Origin of the sequence: Flavobacterium sangjuense (genome assembly GCF_004797125.1) — a bacterium.
Classification (GTDB): domain Bacteria; phylum Bacteroidota; class Bacteroidia; order Flavobacteriales; family Flavobacteriaceae; genus Flavobacterium; species Flavobacterium sangjuense.
On record NZ_CP038810.1, the window covers coordinates 360,237 to 376,299 of the forward strand.

General features: G+C 36.7%; 13 protein-coding genes. 2 read left to right on the forward strand and 11 right to left on the reverse strand.

Going from position 1 to position 16,063, the window contains the following annotated elements:
• Positions 1-58: 58 nt before the first annotated feature.
• The 11 genes from queG to GS03_RS01580 all read right to left on the reverse strand — a co-directional run bounded on the left by queG (position 59) and on the right by GS03_RS01580 (position 15,000).
• Positions 59-988, reverse strand: a complete 930-nt coding sequence (queG, locus tag GS03_RS01530; protein WP_136150816.1) for a tRNA epoxyqueuosine(34) reductase QueG — start codon at positions 986-988, stop codon at positions 59-61.
• Positions 985-2,331, reverse strand: a complete 1,347-nt coding sequence (locus tag GS03_RS01535) for a cytochrome P450 (RefSeq protein WP_136150817.1) — start codon at positions 2,329-2,331, stop codon at positions 985-987. The genes queG and GS03_RS01535 overlap by 4 nt, the downstream gene beginning before the upstream one ends.
• A 9-nt stretch (positions 2,332-2,340) precedes the next feature.
• Complete coding sequence (gene ruvB / locus GS03_RS01540) at positions 2,341-3,363, reverse strand: Holliday junction branch migration DNA helicase RuvB (protein WP_136150818.1); 1,023 nt, start codon at positions 3,361-3,363, stop codon at positions 2,341-2,343.
• Between the two features lie 80 nt (positions 3,364-3,443).
• Positions 3,444-5,243 carry a cytochrome c oxidase subunit I gene (locus GS03_RS01545; protein WP_136150819.1) on the reverse strand — a complete coding sequence of 600 codons (1,800 nt, stop codon included), beginning with the start codon at positions 5,241-5,243 and terminating at the stop codon, positions 3,444-3,446.
• Positions 5,244-5,269: 26 nt separating this feature from the next.
• The gene (locus GS03_RS01550; protein ID WP_136150820.1) at positions 5,270-6,451 is read right to left on the reverse strand and encodes a cytochrome c oxidase subunit II; all 1,182 of its coding nucleotides are present in this window, start codon (positions 6,449-6,451) and stop codon (positions 5,270-5,272) included.
• A gap of 19 nt (positions 6,452-6,470) precedes the next feature.
• The gene (locus GS03_RS01555; protein ID WP_136150821.1) at positions 6,471-7,997 is read right to left on the reverse strand and encodes a quinol:cytochrome C oxidoreductase; all 1,527 of its coding nucleotides are present in this window, start codon (positions 7,995-7,997) and stop codon (positions 6,471-6,473) included.
• Between the two features lie 27 nt (positions 7,998-8,024).
• Positions 8,025-8,585 carry a c-type cytochrome gene (locus GS03_RS01560; protein WP_136150822.1) on the reverse strand — a complete coding sequence of 187 codons (561 nt, stop codon included), beginning with the start codon at positions 8,583-8,585 and terminating at the stop codon, positions 8,025-8,027.
• Positions 8,586-8,592: 7 nt separating this feature from the next.
• Positions 8,593-9,132, reverse strand: coding sequence for a DUF3341 domain-containing protein (locus GS03_RS01565; protein WP_136150823.1), 540 nt, complete (start codon positions 9,130-9,132; stop codon positions 8,593-8,595).
• A gap of 8 nt (positions 9,133-9,140) precedes the next feature.
• A complete protein-coding gene (gene nrfD / locus GS03_RS01570; protein ID WP_136150824.1) occupies positions 9,141-10,550 on the reverse strand; it encodes an NrfD/PsrC family molybdoenzyme membrane anchor subunit in 1,410 nt (469 codons plus the stop codon).
• Positions 10,551-10,581: 31 nt separating this feature from the next.
• Complete coding sequence (locus GS03_RS01575) at positions 10,582-13,626, reverse strand: TAT-variant-translocated molybdopterin oxidoreductase (RefSeq protein WP_136150825.1); 3,045 nt, start codon at positions 13,624-13,626, stop codon at positions 10,582-10,584.
• A 33-nt stretch (positions 13,627-13,659) separates the two neighbouring features.
• A complete protein-coding gene (locus GS03_RS01580; RefSeq protein WP_136150826.1) occupies positions 13,660-15,000 on the reverse strand; it encodes a c-type cytochrome in 1,341 nt (446 codons plus the stop codon).
• A gap of 217 nt (positions 15,001-15,217) precedes the next feature.
• Between GS03_RS01580 and GS03_RS01585 the strand changes: the two genes are divergently transcribed.
• Together GS03_RS01585 and GS03_RS01590 are read left to right on the forward strand one after the other, a co-directional pair.
• Positions 15,218-15,607 (forward strand): SPOR domain-containing protein, encoded by a 390-nt coding sequence (locus GS03_RS01585; RefSeq protein WP_136150827.1) that lies wholly within the window; start codon positions 15,218-15,220, stop codon positions 15,605-15,607.
• A 14-nt stretch (positions 15,608-15,621) separates the two neighbouring features.
• Entirely contained in the window at positions 15,622-15,999 is a 378-nt protein-coding gene (locus GS03_RS01590) for a hypothetical protein (protein ID WP_136150828.1), read from the forward strand.
• Positions 16,000-16,063: the final 64 nt, after the last annotated feature.

A 16,063-nucleotide genomic window follows, 5' to 3' on the forward strand; every position in this document is an offset into this window, starting at 1 on the left:
AAAGGTAGAAGACTGGACGTAAAAAGGAAACTTTTAGCGGTTTCTTTTGTAAAGAAATTTATTTTATGAATTTTATGTTTCGCTGTATTCCTTCGAATTTTGTTCTTTTCACTGCCGAGTTTTTGAATACTTTTTTAAAAGTGTCTTCTGTGATTTCCTCCCAGTCTTTTTTGGTAAAAGAAAGCAGTTCAGGATTTGGATTAAAAAGCGGTTCGCTGTGTGATTTAGAAAACCGATTCCACGGACAAACATCCTGGCAAACATCGCAGCCAAACATCCAGTCATCCATTTTGGCTTTCATTTCTAATGGAATATTTTCTTTGAGTTCGATAGTGAAATACGAAATGCATTTGCTTCCGTCAACGACATAAGGTGCAACTATGGCTTCAGTTGGACAGGCATCAATACAAGCGGTACAGGTTCCGCAATGGTCAGTTGTTACGTGGTCATATTCCAAATCTAAATCGACTACCAATTCGGCAATGAAATAAAAAGAACCGATTTGCTGCGTCAATAAATTGCTGTTTTTCCCAATCCAGCCCAAACCACTTTTGGCTGCCCAGGCTTTGTCTAAAACCGGTGCCGAATCGACAAAAGCCCTTCCGGAAACTTCACCAATTTCAGTTTGAATGGTATGCAATAATTCTTTTAGTTTTTCCTTGATAACAAAATGATAATCCTGTCCGTAAGCATATTTTGAAATCTTGTAACTGTCCGAGTTCTGTGATTCCGATGGATAATAATTCAGCAACAATGAAATCACGCTTTTGGCATCATCAACCAACAAGGTTGGATTCAGTCGCTTATCGAAATGATTTTCCATATACTTCATTTCGCCGTGATGATTCTTATTCAGCCAGCTTTCCAATCTCGGTGCTTCTTCTTCCAAAAAACCAGCTTTGGAAATTCCACACGATAAAAAACCCAAGCGTTTGGCTTCGGTTTTTATGAGTTGGGAATACTCGCTTTTTTTAGAATCTGGTGTCATCTTTTTGAGAAAGTTACGGCTGCACCGACTGGTTTTAAAGTAACCAAAGGATTCACTTGTATGTCTTTTTGATGCGAAATTATTTTATATTTCTTTACAATATAAGAAAGCGTCAGGCTCATTTCATACATGGCAAAACCAAGACCGATGCACATTCTTGGTCCTGCTCCAAACGGATAAAAAAATTTGTATGATTCCTTTTTCTGTTCGCCAAGAAATCGTTCAGGATTGAAATCTTCAGGGTTCTTCCAATATTTCGGATTGCGGTGTAATTCATAAAAGGAAACACCAATCAATGTTTTCTCTTTTATGTGATATCCTAAAAGTTCGTCGTCTTCTATATTTTCCCTGTCGGTTATCCACGCCGGCGGATACAAACGCATTGACTCATTGATGACCGCATTGGTGTAAGTCATTTTTTGAAGCTGCTCAACAACATCGGTTGTTTGTGATTGGATTTCGATTAATTCCTCAAAAACCTTATGTTGTATGTCAGGATAATTCCCTAAAAGATGCAGTGTAAAAGTCATCGCATTTGCCGAAGTTTCGTGACCGGCAATAAACAGAATTTTAATTTCGTCTATCAATTGCTGTGTTGACATTCCTTCGCCAGTGTCTTCATATCGGGTTTCGAGAAGCATGTCGAGTAGATCATTTTGCCTGGTTCCGGATTTGATTCGCTCTTCTACAATTTCCTTAATAATGGCATCACTTTCTAATGCTAATTCCTGATGTTTTTTTATCTGTCCGCTAATTTTAAACCAAAATGCTTTGTATGGTAATCGGATTTCTTTGATTAGAAATTCCTGGACTTCATATATAATTACTTTTAGCCGATTTAATTTTTCTTCACTCGCAGATATGTGAAACAGCGATTTTGCTACCACATTAAAGGCAAGCTGATTCATTATCGGAAATAATGCAACTGATTTTTCTTCCGGAAGATTTTGCAATTCAGAAGCAATGGTTTGCTGCATATTCTCAACCAACTGATTCATCTTTTGCTTGTGAAAAGCCGGTTGGATTAAACGTCGTTGCTTTAACCAAAAATCGCCGTTGGCTGTTAATAATCCTTTGCCGAGATATTTGGATATGAATTTGGTTTGCAGTTCCGATTTTTGGAAATTCTTTTGATTTTTTTGAAGAATATATTCAGCTACTTCATTGTCTCTTGAGAGAATCACATGCTTTGTTTTGCCAATTTTCAGCGAAAAAGAATCCCCAAATTGGTCAAAGTATTTTTTGTGAAACGGAATTGGATTTTTACGGATGCTTTCTGCATTTAATAGAAACCTAACTATCGAAAGCTGTTTTGGATAATTGTATTTCTTATTTTCAGACATAAGTATGTTTTAAAAAAGTCCGCCCTGAATATTAGTTTTAATTTTTCCCAAATGCTTATACGCTTTCTCGGTAACTTCTCTTCCTCGTGGTGTTCTTATGATAAAACCTTCCTGAATCAAAAATGGTTCGTATACTTCTTCGATGGTTTCTCCGCTTTCGGAAACGGCTGTCGCCAATGTGGACAATCCAACCGGCCCGCCTTTGAATTTATCTATAATAGTAGTTAAGATTTTATTATCCATTTCGTCCAAACCATGCGCATCAACATGCAGCGCTTTCAAAGAAAAACGTGCAATTTCGATATCAATTTTTCCGTTGCCTTTTATTTGGGCAAAATCACGAACACGGCGTAACAATGCATTCGCTATACGAGGCGTTCCTCTGCTTCTTCCTGCAATTTCTATCGCCGCTTCCATGGTGATTGGCATTTTTAAAATGCTTGAACTACGTTGCACAATTGTAGTCAAAAGTTCGGTGTTATAATATTGCAAACGACTTTGAATTCCGAAACGCGCACGCATTGGCGCTGTCAATAATCCGGAACGTGTCGTTGCGCCAACAAGTGTAAACGGATTTAAATTGATTTGAACCGTTCGTGCATTTGGCCCGGATTCAATCATAATATCAATTTTGAAGTCTTCCATGGCGGAATATAAATACTCTTCCACAACAGGGCTTAAACGATGAATTTCATCAATAAACAGTACATCTCTTTCTTCGAGATTGGTAAGTAACCCAGCTAAATCGCCTGGCTTGTCTAAAACCGGTCCTGACGTAATTTTGATTCCAACACCTAATTCGTTAGCCAAAATATTTGCCAAAGTAGTTTTTCCTAATCCCGGTGGGCCGTGAAACAAAGTATGGTCAAGCGCTTCACTTCTTTGATTGGCAGCTTCTACAAATACTTTTAGATTATCCAACACTTGTTCTTGTCCTGTAAAATCGTCAAACGACAATGGTCTCAACTTTTTTTCAAGGTCAAGTTCTTCGGGATTAAAATTGGAATTGGTTGGGTCGAGATTTTCGTTCATATTACAAATATATAACAAAGTTGTATGCAAATAAAAATGCCTTTCGATAGGAAAGGCATTTATTATATTTTATTCAATGATTAGTGGTGTAGTTGCTCTTCACCCGGCTTCATTGGAACAGTCTGAGGAACGAAATCATCATCATGCCCAGGTTTGCTATAATCATATGGCCATCTGTGTACGTGAGGAATTTCACCTTCCCAGTTTCCGTGAATATGTTTAATTGGCGCTGTCCATTCTAGCGTAGTTGATTTCCATGGGTTTTGAACTGTTTTCTTACCATAGAAAATGCTGCTAAAGAAGTTATATAAGAATACCAATTGGAAAACTCCTCCAACTAAAGCAAAACAAGTAATGATTACATTCACATTTTGCAAATCGTCAAACAATGGGAAGTTTGTATTAGTATAATATCTTCTTGGTAAACCAGCCATTCCGATAAAGTGCATTGGAAAGAAAACTCCGTAAGCACAAGTGGCAGTTACCCAAAAGTGTACATATCCTAAATTTTTGTTCAACATTCTTCCGAACATTTTTGGGAACCAGTGATAGATTCCGGCGAACATTCCGTAAAGAGCAGAAATACCCATTACTAAGTGGAAGTGCGCTACAACGAAATAGGTATCGTGAACGTTAATATCCAATGTACTGTCTCCAAGGATAATTCCTGTCAAACCTCCGGTTATGAAAGTAGAAACCAATCCAATAGAGAACAACATGGCAGGATTTAACTGCAGGTTACCTTTCCATAATGTCGTGATGTAGTTAAATGCTTTTACCGCAGATGGAATCGCAATCAATAAGGTTGTGAAAGTAAACACAGAACCTAGGAACGGATTCATTCCTGAGATAAACATGTGGTGACCCCAAACGATAGTTGATAAGAATGCAATTGCAATAATCGACATAATCATCGCTCTGTAACCAAAGATTGGTTTACGAGAGTTGGTTGCGATAACTTCAGATGTAATACCTAATGCAGGTAATAATACGATATAAACTTCAGGGTGACCTAAGAACCAGAATAAGTGTTCGAACAATACCGGAGAACCACCTTGATAATGTAAAACTTCACCAGCAATATAGATATCAGACAAGAAGAATGACGTTCCAAAACTTCTATCCATAATCAACATCAACGCTGCAGAAAGTAATACCGGGAAAGAAATAACTCCGATGATAGCAGTAATAAAGAAAGCCCAAATTGTTAACGGCAATCTTGTCATTGACATTCCTTTTGTTCTTAAATTAATTACGGTTACGATATAATTCAAAGATCCTAATAAAGAAGCTGCGATGAAAATAGCCATTGAAACTAACCACAAAGTCATTCCTGTTCCAGAACCTGGTATAGCCTGTGGTAATGCGCTTAATGGTGGATAGATAGTCCATCCTGCACTAGCAGGTCCTGATTCAACAAATAAAGAGCATACCATTACAACACTTGAAATGAAAAACAACCAGTAGGAAATCATGTTCAAGACACCGGATGCCATATCTCTTGCTCCAATTTGTAATGGAATCAATAAGTTACTAAACGTACCGCTCAATGCCGCCGTAAGTACAAAGAATACCATTATGGTTCCGTGTATCGTAACTAAAGACAAGTAAACTTCGTTTGACATTACTCCGTTTGGAGCAAACTTATCTCCTAAAAGGAAATTAAATATCTTGAATGATTCTTCAGGCCAAGCTATTTGCATTCTGAAAAGCATTGACATTCCAACACCAATAATACCCATAATGATACCAGTAATCAAATATTGTTTGGCAATCATTTTGTGGTCAATACTAAAAATGTATTTAGTAATGAACGTGTCTTTATGGTGGTGTTCGTGTTCGTCGTGACCGTGATCGTGATCGTGAGCTTCTGCTGACATATTTAGGTAACTTTAAATTTTATATATTATTTCGTTTCTGCATGAGCAACTACAGTAGTGTCTTTGCTTGTTACAGTGGTTGTATCTTTTGTTTGTGCTGGAGCTTCTGCTGCTTTCGCTTCTTCTGCTGCTGCTTTTACTGCTAATACAATAGTTTTAGATGAATTTTCTTTTAACCAGGCTTTATATTCTTCCGGTGTATCAACAACAATTTTCATTTGCATATTGTAATGAGAAGCACCACAAATTTTGTTACACAACAATAAATAATCAAATGTGTAAGGATCAAGTGCAGGCTCACCTTTGGCAACTAAATCAGCACTTTTCTTAGCTCTGATGTTATTGATATTGGCAACCTTTTCAATCATATCTTTATTTTCTCTCATTTCAGCAGTTGTAAGTGTTGGAACGAATGAGAAGTTAGTCACCATACCAGGAACACAGTTCATTTGTGCTCTAAAGTGTGGCATATAAGCTGAGTGCAATACGTCTTGTGAACGCAATTTGAAAATAACTCTTGTTCCTTTCGGGATGTGCAACTCTGTAGATGTAAAGTCATCTTGTGCATTTGGATCTGATAAATCAACTCCTAAATTATTTACACCTTCAATATATCTTACGTTAGCTTTTCCTAATACTTGATCTTCACCGGAATATCTTGCTTCCCATTTAAATTGTTGTGCATACAATTCGATTACAATTGCATCTTTATGATCTTTTTCATCCACGAACATAATGTTTGTCCAAGCGTACAATCCGTAAAGAATTAATACTGCTAAAACGATAGCCGGAATGATACTCCAGATAAATTCTAATTTGTTGCTATCTGCAAAATAAAGTGCTTGTTGTCCTTGTCTTCCTCTGTATTTGAAAGCAAAGTAATGCAATAAGGCTTGTGTAATAGTTTGCACTATGAAGATAAGAACCATAGTGATAACCATAAGATTATCAAGTTCTGGTCCGTGTTCTGAAGCTGAATCACCAATTAAAGGGAATTTTCCATAATACACCAAACACCAGATTGTTGTCAGGTAAATGAAAACAAGAAAACCAAACATCAAGTAACCGTTAACTTTATTATCATTATCATTTGCGACTTGTGTGTCATTAACGTTTGCGCCAACTTGTGTTAAGTCGAATATCTTAGTTAACTGCCACAAGGCAACTGCCAATAAAACTACAACTATAAGTACCAAAAGAGTTGTCATTTGTAATTTACTTTAAATATTAATAATGAAAATGTTTACTTTCTTCAATGAAAGGATTTCGTTTTGGAACTAACGGTGCTTTTGTTAGAGCGTTGAATACCACATAAATGAATAATCCAAAGAAAAATAATAGTGCTGATATTTCAGGAACTCCGATAAACCATCTGTCACCAACTGTTCCAGGCATAATCATATTGAAGAAATCAATGTAATGTCCTGCTAAAATTACGATACCACCCATAACTACAATCCAATAAATACGTTTGAAATCGCTATTGATTAAAAGTAAAATCGGGAATACGAAATTCATAAAGAATGCACCAAAGAATGGTAAGTTGTACACTTCAATTCTTGTTTTGAAATACGTAACTTCCTCAGGAATGTTAGCATACCAAATCAACATAAATTGAGAGAACCATAAGTACGTCCAGAAAACGCTGATACCAAACATGAATTTTGATAAATCATGAATATGGCTTGAATTTACATTTTCTAGATATCCTTTAGATTTTAGATAGATTGTTACCAATTGAATTACTGTAATACCACTTACAAAGAAGCTTGCAAATACATACCATCCAAAAAGTGTACTGAACCAGTGTGGGTCGATTGACATAATCCAATCCCAAGCCATAATAGATTCAGAAACGATAAAGAATACTAAAAATGCCGCTGACATTTTGAAGTTCTTTTTGTAGAAAACATCATCACTAGCTTCGTCCTGAGCTAAACAATTTTTTCTTGATAAATAACGGTAAACATTCCAACCTAATAAGAATATCGCTGCTCTTGAAATCCAAAAAGCAAAATTCAAATAGCCTGATTTACCTGCAATTATTTCGTCGTAATTTGGGCTAGTTGGGTCTGTAACTCCCTCTTTCATCCACACAAATAAATGGTTAAGATGGAATCCTGACAACAATAAAAATACAAAGAAGATTACTGATATTACCGGTAAGAAAGAGGTAATTCCCTGCATTACTCTAAACAATACCGGAGACCAACCTGCTTGTGCCACTTGTTGAATACCATAGAATGCTAACACACCCATTGTAATTAACAAGAAGAATATAAGTGCAACATATAATGCTGCCCATGGTTTATTTTGTAATTGATGAAAAACGTGTTCAACATGTTCTGCGTGCTCATCAGCATGTGCTTCTGTATGTGCTTCAGCAGTATTTTCAGCGTGTTCTGCATGAGCTGGTTCAGCTACTGCTACAGCTGCTAGAGTATCTTTAGCAATTGTATCATGAGTAGTTTCAGCTACAGCTTCCTCGTGCTCAACAGCCGTAGAATGTTCAGCTGTTTTAGCAGTTTCTTCATGAGTTGCTGCTGCTGCTTCGTGAGATTCTGCTCCTGCCGCTTCGTGAGTTGCTGCTGCTTCATGTCCACCTCCGTGGTGAGCTGCTTCTTCTTCTTTCAGAATCTTCTCAACATCCTGGATAGTTTTTGGCGCAGTTAAAAAACCATAACCAATCCCAAGAATACCGACGATCATTAGGACAAAAGAAAAGGTTTTTAATTTACTTGAAAATGTATACATATCTATAACAATCTGTTTGTTCTACAATTATAATTTGCTTTTAAGTTCAAGAACATAAGCTGCAATCATCCAACGTTCTTTTTGACTCAATTGGTTTGAATACGAACCCATTGAATTTAATCCATATGTTTGAACATGGAAAATACTACCTATAGTAACCTGTCTCTCTTTGTAACTTGGTACACCTAAGAATTTTTCCTGTTTAACCAATTTACCTTTACCGTCTCCGGCAGTTCCGTGACAAATGGCACAATAGATACCGTATAATTCTTCCGCTTTTTTCATATCAACCGCAGTTGAATCAAGTGGTGAAGTTGTAATTGTCTTAGAGAAATTATATCCTTCTGTAGTATTTGGAACTCCGTAAGGAACAAATCCTCTTTTGATTGATCCGTCCGGTGGAAGTTGTCCCACTTTACCTTTTAATCCTGTTGGCGAATTGAAAGCATCCGATTCTGAATTGGTTTCATAAGCTACCGATTCATACATATTTGGCATATATTGGTAGTTAGGATTCTTATCATTTTTACAAGATGATACCGAAGCTACAATACCTAATACAAATGCTATTTTAAGTAAACTTTTCATATCTATATTAATGCTTATCATTTTCAACTTCAACAACTTTAACTTCTACTGCACCAGTGCTTTTGAAGAACTTCACCAATTCGTCTTCGTTATTATTAACAGAAACTTCCATTAGGAAATGGTCATCAGTTGTTCTAACATCCGGGTTTTCAGCTTTTTTGAATGGCCATAATCTACTTCTCATATAGAAAGTAATAACCATTAAATGGGCAGCGTGGAAAACTGTCATCTCAAACATAACCGGAACAAAGGCTGGCATATTTTGGTAGAAAGCAAAACTTGGTTTACCTCCGATATCCTGAGGCCAATCCTGAATCATAATATAATTCAACATGGTTGTTGCAACAGATAAACCAATACATCCATAAATGAATGCACAAATTGCTAATCGTGTTGGCGCTAGCCCCATTGCCTTGTCCAAACCGTGAACCGGGAACGGCGTAAAAACTTCTTCAATATGATGATGAGCAGCTCTCGTTTTGTGAACTGCATCCATCAATACATCATCATCATTGTATATTGCGTGTATAACTTTATTACTACTCATAGCAATTATTAATGTTTATCTGAATGATTGTGACCTTTTGCTTCTCTTTCTCTTTTGTAATTCTCTCCTGAAGATTTCAAGATTGTTTTAACCTCTGCCTGAGCAATCACTGGGAAAGTTCGAGCATATAAAAGGAATAATACAAAGAAGAAACCTATTGTTCCAATAAAAATTCCAATATCTACAAATGTTGGTTGGAACATCGTCCATGATGATGGAAGATAATCTCTGTGTAATGAGGTTACGATAATTACGAAACGCTCAAACCACATACCGATGTTTACTACAATCGAGATAATGAAAGAGAACATAATACTTGTTCTTAATTTCTTGAACCACATAAATTGTGGAGAAAACACATTACATGTCATCATCGACCAATAAGCCCACCAGTAAGGTCCGGTTGCTCTGTTCAAGAATGCATATTGTTCAAATTCAACTCCTGAGTACCAAGCGATAAATAGCTCAGTAATATAAGCAACACCAACAATAGAACCTGTAATCATGATTACAATGTTCATTAATTCGATATGTTGAATTGTGATATAAGCTTCAAGATTTGATACTTTTCTCATAATGATAAGCAAGGTATTTACCATCGCGAATCCTGAGAATACCGCTCCTGCAACGAAGTAAGGCGGGAAAATCGTAGTATGCCAACCAGGAACTACTGAAGTAGCAAAGTCCATAGATACGATTGTGTGTACAGAAAGTACAAGTGGTGTTGCTAAACCTGCAAGTACCAAAGATACTTCTTCAAAACGTTGCCAGTCTTTTGCTCTACCGCTCCATCCAAAACTTAATATAGAGTATATTTTTTTGCTAAAAGGTGTTACCGCTCTGTCTCTAAGCATTGCAAAGTCAGGTAATAATCCTGTCCACCAGAAAACCAATGATACAGAAAGATAAGTAGAGATTGCAAATACGTCCCAAAGTAACGGTGAGTTAAAGTTTACCCAAAGTGATCCAAATTGATTTGGAATTGGTAATACCCAATATGCCAACCATGGACGACCCATGTGAATAACCGGAAATATTGCCGCCTGGATTACAGAGAATATGGTCATCGCTTCCGCAGAACGGTTAATCGCCATTCTCCATCTTTGACGGAATAATAATAACACGGCAGAGATAAGTGTTCCGGCGTGCCCAATACCTACCCACCAAACGAAGTTAGTAATATCCCAAGCCCAACCAACGGTTTTATTTAAACCCCAGGTTCCAATACCGGTTGAAATGGTATAAATGATACAGCCAATTCCCCAAAGGAAAGCTATTAATGAAATGCTAAATACAGTCCACCATTGTTTGTTAGCTCTTCCTTCAATTGGAGCAGCTATGTCTACAGTTATATCGTGATATGATTTTTCACCTATAACTAATGGTTTTCTAATGGGTGCTTCGTAATGAGACGACATATTCCTTTATTTCTTAATTAATATTTTTATACTACGTATTTCTAACTTTAACGTGATAAAACACATTTGGTTTTGTACCAACACTTTCTAATAAATGGTACATTCTTTTATCTTCGGCTAGTTTTGCAACTTGATCTTCTTTGTTGTTAACATCTCCAAATACCATAGCACCACTTGAACAAGCTGCCGAACAAGCAGTTTGGAATTCATCTACTCCTACTTCTCTTCCTTCGCGTTTTGCTGTTAAAATAGTCAATTGTGTCATTTGGATACACATAGAACATTTTTCCATAACTCCACGTGAACGAACGTTTACATCCGGATTAAGAACCATACGTCCTAAATCATTATTCATGTGGAAATCAAATTCGTCGTTACCGTTATATAAGAACCAGTTAAAACGACGTACTTTATACGGACAGTTGTTAGCACAGTAACGAGTACCAACACATCTGTTATAAGCCATGTGGTTTTGACCTTGACGACCGTGTGAAGTTGCTGCCACAGGACAAACTGTTTCACAAGGCGCATGATTACAATGCTGACACATTACCGGTTGGAAAGATACTTGTGGATTATCCGCAGGATTTTCCATATCTCCAAATCCGCCTAATGATCCTTTTTTACCAAATAAACCATCAAAGTTTTCTTTTTTCTCGTTGTCTTCAGCAAAAGTTTCTTCAGATGAATAGTATCTGTCAATACGCAACCAGTGCATATCACGACTTCTTCTGATTTCTGATTTTCCAACAACAGGAACGTTGTTTTCAGCATGACAAGCAATAACACAAGCACCACAACCGGTACAAGCATTTAAGTCAATTGAAAGATTAAAATGATGCCCAACTGAACGGTCAAATGAATCCCATAAATCAACTGATGTTGCTTCAACTTCTTTGTGATCCAAAGATACCATAGGAACCTTATTCCATTCTTTAGCATCTTTAGTATTGAAAATAGTTAAGTTTGTTTCTTTGATAATATCGCCTCTACCCATCAAAGTTTTTTGTGACTGAACACAAGAAAATTCATGTTCTCCACTTGCTGCAGCGATAGTAGCAGACTGCACATTATTGAATCCGGCGTAGAATGCATAGGCATTAAGACCAACCTGCATTTCTTCTTTTAGTCCAACTTTTTTACCATAACCTAAAGCCATTCCTAAAGTTCCTTTAGCCTGACCTGGTTGAACTATAACCGGAACATTTTCCAGTTTTACTCCGTTTACCGTAAGTGTTGCATAACTTCCGTTAAGTCCACCGTTAGCAACGATTTTGTTTTCTAATTTTAATGCATCAGCATCCGCTTTTGAAACTGTTACATAGTTATCCCAAGCTACTCTTGTAATTGGATCAGGAAACTCTTGCAACCATGGATTGTTAGCTTGTTGTCCATCACCCAAACCTGTTTTAGTATACAATACCAATTCAAATCCGTTTGCCGGTTTTGATTTTGCCAAAGCATTAGCAGCGCCAGCATAATCAGCTGACCCTGAAATTGAAGCAGAAGCTATACCTAATGCAACACCATCATGAACCGTTTGGTTCCATGATTTTCCATTAGTATAAGCTGCTGAATTTGCTTTTATGTAATCGTAGTAGTCTGCGCTATTTCCATTCCATGATAACAATCCTTCCTGGAATTGTTTAGAGCTGAATAATGGACGGATTGTTGGCTGAGTCAAAGAGTAAGTACCTTTAGTCAACATCAAATCATTCCATGACTCTAAATAATGAGGAGCCGGAATAGCAATATTTGTGATAGATGCTGTTTCATCTTCTCTTAAAGAGAAAGCAGCTGATAATTTTACTTTTTTCAATCCGCTTACAAAGTTAGCACTGTCTGCTAAAGTGTAAACCGGATTAACACCACTCATAATTAAAGTATGAACATTTCCTTTATTCATATCAACAATTAACTGAGCTACTTTTTCGTTAGAACCTTTTCTGATTTGACGGGTTGCTGCAGTTGAAAATGCTTCACTGGTTAGAGCTGCATTGATAGCTAAAACTAGCAATTGTGCATTTTTATCCTGAATACCTGAAACCAAAACTCCTTTACTTCCGGCAGCTTTTAATTGTTGAGCAGCCTTTCCAACTTCATCTGTTCCTGCTGCGGCTCCTCCAACAATTACATTATATATTTTAACTAATGCTTGTTTTTGATTGGCAACTGTCATTGGAACACGCTTATCTGCTGCTGCTCCGGATAAAGTCATATTAGCTTCAAACTGGAAGTGTTTTGACATTTTTCCTGCCTGTGGAACTCTTCCTTTTGCATAACCAGCATCAAAACCTCCACCTTGCCAATCTCCTAAGAAGTCAGCACCGATAGAAACAATAGTATTTGCTTTTGAGAAATCATAATCAGCCAAAGCTCTTTCGCCATAAGCTGCTTCGAAAGCATCTAATGCAGCTGATTCAGAAACAGCATCGTAAACAACGTGTTTTGCTGTTGGGTTTTTAGCAATAAATTCAGCGATTAGTTTTTCAGTAGATGGACTTGCTAATGTATTTGTCAATAAAACAACTTGTCCGCCTTTTGCTTTTGCATCAGCTAGACTTGCTTTTATTTTTAGATCGGCTTCCTGCCAAGACGCCTCTTTTTGAGCAACCTTGGTTATTTTCAAACGCGTATTATCATATAATGACAATACAGAAGCGTGAACTCTTGCATTGGCAGCGAACTTCGCACCGGCAATAGTGTTGTTTTCTATTTTAATTGGACGCCCTTCACGTGTTTTTACTAATAAATTAGCAAAATCAAAACCATCAAACATAGAGGTTGCATAGAAATCTGCAACTCCCGGGATGACTTGTTCCGGTTGTAAAACATAAGGGATTGATTTGTGTACCGGACCTTCACAAGCTGCTAATGTTGCAGCTGCAGTTGTAAATCCAACGTATTTCAAGAAATCACGACGAGTAGTTGAAGAAGATGATAATGCTTCTTTGTCAGATAAAAATTCGTCTGTTGGAATTTCCTCTGCAAATTCATTATTTCTAAGCGCCTCAACAATAGAACTATTTTCGTTTAGTTCCTCAACACTTTTCCAGTATTTTTTGTTCGATGACATCGTATATAAATATTAGCTTCTTAAATTATTTTATTAATAGTGGCACTTACCACATTCAGTTCCTCCCATTTGTGCAGCAGTCAATTTGTCTACTCCATATCGTTTAGAAAGTTCTTCGTGAATTTTAGTGTAATAAGCATTTCCTTCCATTTTCACATCTGTCTCGCGGTGACATTTAATACACCAACCCATAGTCAATGGAGCAAATTGTTTTTGGATTTCATACTCTTGAACCGGACCGTGACATTTTTGACATTCAATACCAGCAACCGTTACGTGTTGTGAGTGATTGAAATAAGCAAAGTCAGGTAAGTTGTGAATTCTAACCCATTTCACAGGACTGGTTTTTCCGGTATATTTTGCACCATCCCAACCAACAGCTGCGTATAATTTTTTGATTTCTCCGTCGTAGAATGCTTTTGAATGCTCAGGAGTAGCAGTTGTATCCGATACTTCAGAAATATTTTTGTGGCAGTTCATACAAACATTCAAAGAAGGAATACCTGCATTTTTACTAACACGTGCTGCCGAGTGGCAATATTTACAATCGATACCGTTGCTTCCGGCGTGAATTCTGTGAGAGTAATGGATTGGCTGAATTGGAGCGTAATCCTGATCAATACCAATTTGCATTAAGTAACCATACACAAAGAATCCACTCGCTAATAATAAGAATATAGAAGAAACTAAAACCAAAAATTGGTTTTTAGCAAATGCTTTCCAGATTGGCAATCTTTCTTCTTTTGCAGCAACTTCAATACCGTTTGCTTTAGCTACTTTGGTCAACACATTGTTTACAAAGAACAACATAATAACCAACATCAATAACACTAAGCATAAAGCTCCAAGGATAACGTTGTTTGAAATTCCTCCAGCGTTATCTGGTTTTAAGCCGCCATCATCAGTGGTAACTAGTCCTTTTGGCGCTTCCGGTTTTGGCTCATCTGTATACGCTAAGATATTATCAACATCTTGTTTAGACAATTGAGGAAACGCAGTCATTACTGACTTGTTGTTTTCATTAAACAATTTAACAGCATCAGCATCGCCAGCCTTAATCATGGCAGAGCTATTGGCAATCCAAGGATAGAACCAATCTTTGGCATGACGTGCTGTAACACCTCTTAGTGCCGGACCGGTCATCTTCTTGTCTAAAGCGTGACAAGCTGCACAATTAGCGTTAAACAATGCTTTTCCAGCTACTGCGTCACCTCCAGCGGCTGCAGCTGGTGCTGCCGTTGCTGTAGCAGCTGCTGGTGTAGCTTCTGCTGGCGGAGTTGCTTGTGAAAATGAAGTGAAGGAGAAAGTTAGCATTAAAGCTAAGCTGTAGATTATTTTCCTTGAAATCGAATTATGGTTACCCACTTTTTTCATATAATAAGTAATTATCGGCTAATGTTGGCATGATTTTTCCTGAGAGATGTTCAGTCAAAATTCGACGCTTTATTAAAAACTTGCACAAAAATACGACTTATGAACTATTCTCAAAACCTTAAATATATCTTAAATATCAATTTATATTAATTCTAAATAATGTTTTGGCTGCAGTTTAATTCTATAAGTTTTACATTTGTATAAAAATCAAACAATTATGACCTTTTTAAAAGAAATAAAAATCGCTTTTGCCATTGTAACTCTTGTGTTTATATCTCAAAAAAGCTATAGTCAAGAGGCTAAAGTAAGTGTAAGTCAAGATCCAAAGTTTGAGCAGCTCTTGAACGAAAAAAGAAAAATAAACAGTTCTATTACGATAAACGACCGTTATAAAATTCAGATTTTTAACGGTGATACCGAAAATTCTAAAAAAACTTTGCTTGATTTTAAAAGAGAAAACAAGAATATAGATGCGACCATTGTTTTTAGCACGCCATTATATAAAGTTTGGGTCGGGAATTACAAAACCCGAATTGAAGCCGAAAAAAACCTCAACGATTTAAAGAAAAAATATCCGAATGCGTTTTTGATAAAGCCGAATAAATAAATCTTAAATTAATTTTGAAAAAATATCTAATCTTATTAGTAATTTTTACAGCGTGTGATTCTAAGAAAATTCCCGATGACAAAGAGAATGTAACCTTAGATTGTAATGATAAATGGAATTTTGAAGGCTCAAATGTTATTGAAAAACAAATTAATGACACCGTTACGCAGGAAATAATTGATGGTAAGATTTGGTTTGAAATAATATCTCCAAAAGATATTGGAAAAGGAATCACAAAAGCCTACATAAAGAATTACAGAATGGATGGCACTTTACTTTCGGAAGGTTTCGCAGAATACAACGAACATCCAGTCGCTAATTCTAAGGAAAGCGGAAAGTGGAAATTTTATGATTGTAAAGGAAACTTAATAAGAATTAACGAGTTCAAGTAGTTAAAGTAAACAACAGCTGGTTTTATCTTTCTTGCCAACCCTAAAAACAAAAAATCCCGATTGC